The organism is Nonlabens dokdonensis, from assembly GCF_002162835.1.
GTDB lineage: Bacteria > Bacteroidota > Bacteroidia > Flavobacteriales > Flavobacteriaceae > Nonlabens > Nonlabens dokdonensis_B.
On the sequence record NZ_MAAX01000134.1, the window covers coordinates 1 to 8,310 of the forward strand.

General features: G+C 35.9%; 5 protein-coding genes. 2 read left to right on the plus strand and 3 right to left on the minus strand.

The window, feature by feature from the left end; genetic code table 11:
* The first annotated feature begins 189 nt into the window (after positions 1 to 189).
* Positions 190 to 2,586 carry a M43 family zinc metalloprotease gene (locus A9Q93_RS09115; protein WP_303687087.1) on the plus strand — a complete coding sequence of 799 codons (2,397 nt, stop codon included), beginning with the start codon at positions 190 to 192 and terminating at the stop codon, positions 2,584 to 2,586.
* Positions 2,587 to 2,790: 204 nt separating this feature from the next.
* A complete protein-coding gene (locus tag A9Q93_RS09120) occupies positions 2,791 to 3,231 on the plus strand; it encodes a hypothetical protein (RefSeq protein ID WP_303687088.1) in 441 nt (146 codons plus the stop codon).
* Between the two features lie 9 nt (positions 3,232 to 3,240).
* On the opposite strand, the gene A9Q93_RS09125 is transcribed toward A9Q93_RS09120, so the two are convergent.
* From A9Q93_RS09125 to A9Q93_RS09135, 3 genes are all read right to left on the minus strand, one after another.
* The gene (locus tag A9Q93_RS09125) at positions 3,241 to 4,593 is read right to left on the minus strand and encodes an NAD-dependent succinate-semialdehyde dehydrogenase (protein ID WP_303687089.1); all 1,353 of its coding nucleotides are present in this window, start codon (positions 4,591 to 4,593) and stop codon (positions 3,241 to 3,243) included.
* A gap of 129 nt (positions 4,594 to 4,722) precedes the next feature.
* Entirely contained in the window at positions 4,723 to 6,975 is a 2,253-nt protein-coding gene (locus tag A9Q93_RS09130; protein ID WP_303687091.1) for a BamA/TamA family outer membrane protein, read from the minus strand.
* Between the two features lie 56 nt (positions 6,976 to 7,031).
* The coding region (locus A9Q93_RS09135; protein WP_303687090.1) for a translocation/assembly module TamB domain-containing protein at positions 7,032 to 8,310 on the minus strand (1,279 nt) is incomplete at its 5' end.

Sequence of the window (8,310 nt, forward strand, 5' to 3'; positions counted from 1 at the left end):
TTAACTTTTTGATAACAAAACTATTACCCCACTAAATTAGTGGGATTATAATTTAAGAAGAAAATCAGTCAATTTAATAATGATCCTCTCAAATTTAAAAAGTATTGATAACACTTAGATAGTAAATCTTGCATAATTAATAATTGCTCCTATTTTTAGATTCTCAAATGTTAATTAAAACCAAATAACATGAAAAAAACCCCTACTCAATTACTGCTAGCTTTAGTAGTTTTATTCTCTACATTTTCTTTTGCTCAAGAAAGACTTTGTTCTACACACTCAGACTTGCAACTTGCAATGGCTCAAGATCCAGTTTTAGAACAAAATGTTCAAGACGTAGAACGTTTTTTAAAGCAACGATCGAGAGAACTCATTTCAACAAATTCTGTTAATGGAGATGTAATTACTATTCCTGTAGTAGTGCATGTCCTTTATGGAAATGCTACACAAAACATAAGCGTAGCTCAAATACAATCTCAAATAGATGTTCTTAACGAAGATTTTAGAAGAACTAACAGCGATGCTGATAATGTATGGTCTCAGGCCGCAGATACTCAAATTGAGTTTTGCCTTGCTCAAGTAGATCCTAATGGTAATGCTACTAATGGTATAACAAGAAAGGCTTCTTCTGTTACGTCATGGAATACCACTCAAAATAGAATGAAAAGTTCTGCTACTGGTGGGACTGATCCTTGGGATACGACACAATATTTGAATATGTGGACTGTATCTGCTTTAAATAGCAATGGACAACCAGGTATTTTAGGATATGCACAATTTCCTGGAGGTAATAGAGCTACTGATGGTGTGGTAATGGGCTATAACTACTTTGGTCGTACTGGTGCTGTTTCTGCTCCATTTGATGGTGGTAGAACTACGACGCATGAAGTAGGACACCTCTTCGGTCTACGTCACATTTGGGGTGATGGACCTTGTGGAGCTGATGATTTTGTATCTGACACACCACTATCTGATGCTTCTAATGGAGGTTGCCAGATAGGATCTGTTTCTTGTGGATCTGTAGATATGGTACAAAATTACATGGATTATTCTAACGACTCTTGTATGAACTTATTTACTCAAGGTCAAAAAGCAAGAATGAGAGCAAATTTATTAAATGGTGGTTTTCATTCATCTCTTGCTCAATCAACTAAATGCACTCCTCCATCTGGTGGCGGCGGTACTGGATGTAATAGTACTATAAATAACTTCCCATATTCTAACGGTTTTGAAAATAGCTTAGCAGGATGGACACAAGATACTAGCGATACTATGGACTGGACGATCCAATCTGGTGGTACTCCATCAAGTAGTACTGGTCCTGCAGGAGCAGATCAAGGTTCTTTCTACGTGTATGTAGAAGCTTCTAGCCCTAACTTTAATAGAACAGCTATTCTTAACTCTCCTTGTTTAGATTTTGCTAGTGGTTCTACTCCTACTGCTTCATTTAGATATCAAATGACAGGTAATGCTGTAGGAACCCTAAGATTACAAGCAAGAACATCTGGTTCTTCTTCATGGTCTACTGTATTTACTAAGTCAGGTGATCAAGGTACGTCTTGGTTAACTGGTACTGCTGCCTTGAGCGTAAATACGGCTCAGGTAAGACTTGTAGTAGATACTACAGACTCATGGCAAGGTGATATTGCCGTAGATGCTTTTGACATATCTGTTGCAACTTCTGGCGGTGGATCTGGTTGTGCAAACGGTGTTTCTTCTTTCCCTTATAATGAAGGTTTTGAAAATACATTAGGTCAGTGGTCACAAAATAACGGAGACAGTTTAGACTGGACATTACGCTCTGGTGGCACGCCATCTGGTAGTACTGGCCCTTCTGGTGCAGCACAAGGATCTTTCTATGTTTATGTAGAAGCTTCTAACCCTAACTTCAATAAAACTGCAATCCTTGATTCTCCATGTTTTGACTTAAGCAATCAAAGTAATGCAATACTATCTTTCCAGTACCAAATGACTGGTAACGCAGTAGGAACTTTAAGAGTACAAGCGAGTACAGGTGGAGCTTACAGCACCATTTTTACCCAATCTGGTAATCAAGGAGCGGCATGGCAAACTGCTAATGTTAGTTTAGCTGCTTATGCTGGTGGTGATCTTCAATTAAGGCTAGTTGTAGATACAACTTCTTCATGGCAAGGTGATATTGCAGTAGACGATTTAGAAATTTCTGGAGCTTCAGCAGATAAGTGTGCTGGTGTTCCTGCTTACAATAGTGCTAATACTTATTCTGTAGGAGATCAAGTGGTGTATCAAAATACATTATTTGAATTAGCTCCAGGTCAATGGTTAAATTTAGGAACATGTGGAACGGCTAGAGAAGCTATTGCTAGCGAGGTTTCTATACCTCTAGAAATTTCTGTATATCCTAATCCAGTAAGTGGTTCTCAGTTATTCACAACTGCTACAGGTGAAAATGTAAACTATGTAATTTATAATTTAACTGGACAGACAGTATCTAAAGGCAACTTACAAGGAAATGCTATTAACGTAGCAGAGCTGAAAGCAAATGTTTACTTGATCCAAATTAATGATGGATCACAAACAGTGACTAAAAAGTTCATCAAAAAATAAAACTTTATTTACTTTAACTAGAAAGCCTGTTACATAATGTAACAGGCTTTTTTATGATTACTAGTTAAAAATTCCGCTTTCGCGAAAGCGAGATAAACAATCTGGCTTTATATAAATACTAATAGAATATTCTCATTCCATCAACATATTTTTGAAAAATTGATTTTATATTAGCTAATTTTTTAGCTTTAAAACCAACCCAAAATGACCGACATTGATAAAATTAATGAGGAATTAAGAAATTACAAACTTTATCAAATACAGAGGTTAAACACTAGAGAAGCAGAATTTTCTGAACTTAAATCTGATCTAACTACAATTAAAAAAAATGAAATATTCAATCTAATCGTCGTGTTCATTAATGCAGCATCCATTAGTTTTTTATTCTATAGTATTTTCAAGGTCAATTTGAACTTCGGTAAAATTGAAGTCACGGCGGAATTAGTAATCAGCTTTTCAATAACAATTCTATTATCCATTTATCTCAGCTACAAATTTGTCGTTTACAATCGTAAACTTAAAACGCATATTGAATCAGCAGAAAATGCAGTTGAATATTTTTCTGGTGAAAGCGATAAGCTTAAAGCTATATATGAAAACTATGTCGACACTTATCTAGCCGAAAATCATAAAAACAAGTTATAGTAAAGTCTATTAAGCTATCACCACAGTCTTTATATTTACAAATTCTCTAATTCCATAATGAGACAGCTCACGTCCAAAACCAGAGATACCAGTACCACCAAAAGGCAAGGCTGGATGACTTGCTACTTTGTGATTGATAAACACCGCTCCATCTTTTATCTGTGATGCCAGTTGTTCCATTTTCTTTAAATCTGTAGAAAATAAACTCGCTCCTAAACCAAATTTTGAGTTATTCACTAATTTGATAGCTTCTTCTTCTGTTTTAAAAACTGTTACGGCTATTAACGGTCCAAAGGTTTCTTCTTTAAAAACAGGCATGTCTGGAGTAACATTAGTCAAGATAGTAGGCGCAAAATATGCCTGATCTCTTGAGCCTCCATAATACAATTCGGCTCCTTTTTCAATAGATGTATTCATTAATTCTTCTAGTTCTTCAGCAAGATCTTCTCTTGCCATCACTCCTATATAAGTATCATCTTCTTTAGGATCTCCAGAAACCAGTTCTTTTACTTTTCTAGTGAACTTTTCTAGAAATTCTTCTGCAATATCTTCCTGCAACAGCAGTCTCTTTCCAGCAATACAACTTTGTCCTGTATTTTGAAATCTCGCATCTACACATTTTTGTACGGCATCATCAATATCTGCATCTTTAAATACCACTAAGGCGTTATTACCACCAAGCTCTAATACCGTTTTCTTTATTTGCTCACCTGCAGTTCCTGCCACTGCTGCTCCAGCAGGTTTAGAACCAGTTAAAGTAACTGCTTTGATAATATCGTTTTCAATGATAGCATTTACCTTATCGCTTCCTATCACAAGGTTTTGAAAGCAACCTTCAGGAAAACCTGCTTCTTGAAAGATTTGATCTATCATTTGAGCACAACCCATCACGCTGCTGGCGTGTTTTAAAACACCTACGTTTCCTGCCATCAATGCCGGAACGATAAATCTAAAAACTTGCCAAAATGGGTAATTCCATGGCATCACAGCGAGAATCACACCTAGCGGTTCATAACTCACGTAGGATTTAAAATGCTCGGTTTCCACATGCTCGTTTGCTAGATAGCCTTCAGCTTTTTCTGCATAAAAATCGCATAACCAGGCACATTTATCTAGCTCACCACGAGATTGGGTGATAGGTTTACCCATCTCCTTAGTCATTAATTTTGCATACTCATCCTTATTTTTACGGAGCAACTCACCTACTTTTTTAATATGTTTTGTGCGATGTTCGTAGCTTGTAGTTTGCCAGCTTTCAAAAGCATTTTGTGCTTTTTCTAGTTTTGCTTTAATTTCTTTTTTGGTAAGCTCTTCATATTGGTGCAGCTCTTTACCGTTATATGGATTTTTAGTTGTGATCATGTTTTTATTTTAAAAATACAATTAGAAAATATCTTTGAGGTAAGAGTTTAGATTGGTTTAACTCTTTGAATACATAGAAAGTTGATATAATTTTATCTCGCTTTCGCGAAAGCGAGAACCTCAACACATCTAAAACGGATATCCAATGGCAAAATTGAAAACTGGGTTTGCTACGTCAAAATTCCAGCGCTCACCTTCTACCTCAGAAGGGTCATGCCAAGGTGCGGCAAGGTCAAATCTAATTACAAATCCTTGTACATCTACTCGCAATCCTATTCCTGCTCCTATCCCAAATTCATTTATAAAATTACTTCCAAACTCGCCACCTTCTAATCCGTTACCTGCAGTAGTCCATACATTCCCAGCGTCTGCAAATATGGCACCTTTGAAGTAGCTGTAAATAGGAAATCGATACTCTACATTTGCTTCTAGCCTGATATTACCGGACTGATCAAAAAAGGAACGGTCGTCTGTATTTTCTGGGCTATAGGTTCCTGGCCCTAAAGAGCGTGTTCTAAAGGCTCTAACGCTATAAGCACCACCAGAAAAATATTGTTTACTGAAAGGTAAAACACTGCTATTTCCATAAGGTAAACCATATCCTGCAAACAGTCTTGTAGCAATTTTTGATTCTTGTGTCAAGCGATAATGGTATCTAAAATCAACATCGGCTTTTGCATATTGAGCATATTCTAGACCTAAGAATTCGTTTTTACCTTCGTCGTTTTCTTGACTAAGTAAACTGATGCTATTTCCAGCTATATCAAATGTACTGTGAATGTAAAAGAGTGATTTTTTATTTTGTCTCAACATACCATTGTAGGTAAATGCATAGGTTAATCCGGATATAAATTGCTGATCAAAACTACTTTCTAAGAAAACATTGTTGTCAAGTATCGCTTGAAACTCATCAGAGATATTTGATGGTCTAACGTAGTTTATGGATATAGGATCAATCTCATGCGTCACGTACTTGTTTGCTTGCCAGATGTAACCAAAATCTCCAGAAAACGTCAGTAAACTATAAAGCTGGCTTCTATTAAGTATATCTGCCTTTAGGCTGGCTTTTGTTTTAGGAATGGAATATTCAAAGTAGTTTTTGTCCACTTTAAAAGGAGCTAGCATTCTAGGGAAAATAAGATCTGCACCAAGACCAAATTCTGTACTCGTTAATCCTGCATCGTTATTTCCAGCGATTTGTACTTCATAGGTTCCTGTCGCATTGATATTGAGTAACTCGCCACCTTTAAATAGATTGCGATTAGAAAAAGTCACTCCTAAAGTAGGTCCTGTAAAATCGTTAGACTTAGTAACGGCCTGCAGTTCTGTTCTTATGGCTCGTTTATTCAATGGCGATAAGTAAATGTTTGCCTCAAGAAAATTAAGGCTATCATTTTCTTTTTTATCAATCTCTTTGTATTCAATATTTACGAACTTGTAAGCACCTATCGTACCTAACCTACGACTGGTCGCTTTAGACTTAGACGGACTATACAAATCACCTTTTTCTAGCAAAATAAAATCATCCAACCGATCTGGTCTAAAAAACTCTTCAGATTGAATGTAGTTCTTATTTGCGTACATCACCGTATCATTTTGCACTGAGTCCTGACCAGCAACATTATATGGATATACGTTTACTTTTTCAATGCGATAAGGCTTTACCGCTATAGATGGTACATCTTTTTTGAGTTTTACAAATAGATCAAATTTCCTGTTATCATATTGATTTGTATCTGCTTGAAAAATTAGAAAGCGAGAGTTGAAATTATAATACCCTTTGTTCTTAAGGTTGTTATCAATACGTTCTCTTTCTGTCTTCATTGCGCTCAGATCAAATCTAGATCCTATCTCAATAGGCGATTCTTTTATTTGCTCTTCTAGAACCTGATAAAATGGAATCGAATCTTTATCTACTTGATAGGTTTTTAATCGATAAGGATTAGGCAGATTAATGGAATAAGAAACTCTTCCTTCTTTACTCTTTTCGTCTTGAGAAGTTTTAGAAGTTATATTGCTGAAAAAGAAACCTCTGTTTTCTAATCTATTGCGCAATAAATCTCTTGTAGCTTCTTGCTCTACGTCAGCTAAATAAACGGGCTCTTCTCCTATTTTTCTGTTTAAAAATCGACTTATAAAACCTGCGCTGTCTTTATTTACTTTGTAATAATAATGAAGACCTGGTCTCATGCCTAAAAATGATGTATTAGGCTCTGGAGTAAGTACTTTTTGTAATTCTACTTTTAATGCGTCTATATTTTTTACGTCGGACACAGAATCTAATTGTACGTCAAGATCAGATCCTGTAAAGAGAAATTGATCTTCAGGAACATACTTTTTTACCGCACAAGAAGACAAAATGCTTATGATCAAAAAGACCAGAAGCGTTTTTAATAATAGGTTACTATGTAGAAAATTTGTTTTAATGATTTCAGTATTTAATTATTCTGTTTCTTTTTGACTTTATTATTTTGATCGCTTTTTTCATTGTCAGTCTTCCTATCCTTATTCTTATCTTTTTCAGACTTCTTCTGCTCTTCTTCTTCTCTTCTCGCCTTTTTCTGATCTGGACTTTCGGTACTATTAAATAGGTTTCTGAATTCGTTAAATTCTTTATTAAAAATTATAGAAAGACCACTTACTATAAGCTGTCCATCTACCACATTATCAAATTGGTTTCTTCTAAAACCTTTTAAACGCCACTGACCGGTTTCTGTGAGTAAATATTCAAGACTTACATTACCTATGGCTGGTGCTTCTTCTCCATCCTGCGCACTACCTTGTATATCAACTTCGCTACCTACACTTACTATTAATCTATCGTCGAGTAATTTTTTACTAGCTGTGATGTCAAGTTGTGTCCTGTCTTGAGATCCAGATCCTTGGTAGTCTGTATAACTATCTAGACCAAATTGCAAATCAATACCAGAATTACCTAAGAGCTTTCCACCATACTGATTCAATTGATCGCTCAACGCTTGATTCAAGTTATCTCTTGCAATAGTAGCCGTTCCTCCACTACTACCATCTGCGCCGCTGGTAGGAAAAAATCTATTTAAAACGAGTAAGGAGAATACTTGTTTATTAAGTTCCTGATCCTGTGAATTCAACTGCTGTAACCTACCATTTACCTGACCACCTACGGCACCTTTTTCATCTTCAGGTAACTCAATATTAAAATCCAGTTCTGGTTGCATTAATTCTCCGTCTATATTCAAATAAACTAAAAACGGTAATTCATTATTGAATTGATTTTTGGTATCTACATCTGCTCCACTTGTTTGAGTTGCCATTAATGCGCTAGCACTTGTTTCTACTTTGTACAAAGCACTTACGTCTAATATCGGCGCAAATGGATCGCCAGACCAGGTCACGCTACTACCTTTTGTCAACTCAAATTTTCTAGAAACAATGTCATATAAATTGAATTGATAAAAGCCATTATCTACTTCATACCTACCGGATAATGTCATACGGCCATTAGGCGTCATTCTGTATTTAAGATCACCTTTACCAGCAATTTGCAACTGATCTTCTGTAGCAGGATCAATTATAATGGTAATATTAGCATCTTTCTTAACCTTTATATTAGCCGATATATCAAATCCGGTTAGCGTTACAGATTCTTCTTCGGTTTGAGTAAGTATGGCGTCTGGATTTTCTTTGTTGACAAATTGTACTATTCCTTCTCGCTCCACCACATCCAGTTCTGTAGCT

Bases quoted from the DNA above. Each gene is read 5' to 3' on its own strand.
- A9Q93_RS09125 (WP_303687089.1), bottom strand. From the start codon at position 4,593: ATGATCACAACTAAAAATCCATATAACGGTAAAGAGCTGCACCAATAT.
- A9Q93_RS09120 (WP_303687088.1), top strand. From the start codon at position 2,791: ATGACCGACATTGATAAAATTAATGAGGAATTAAGAAATTACAAACTT.
- A9Q93_RS09115 (WP_303687087.1), top strand. From the start codon at position 190: ATGAAAAAAACCCCTACTCAATTACTGCTAGCTTTAGTAGTTTTATTC.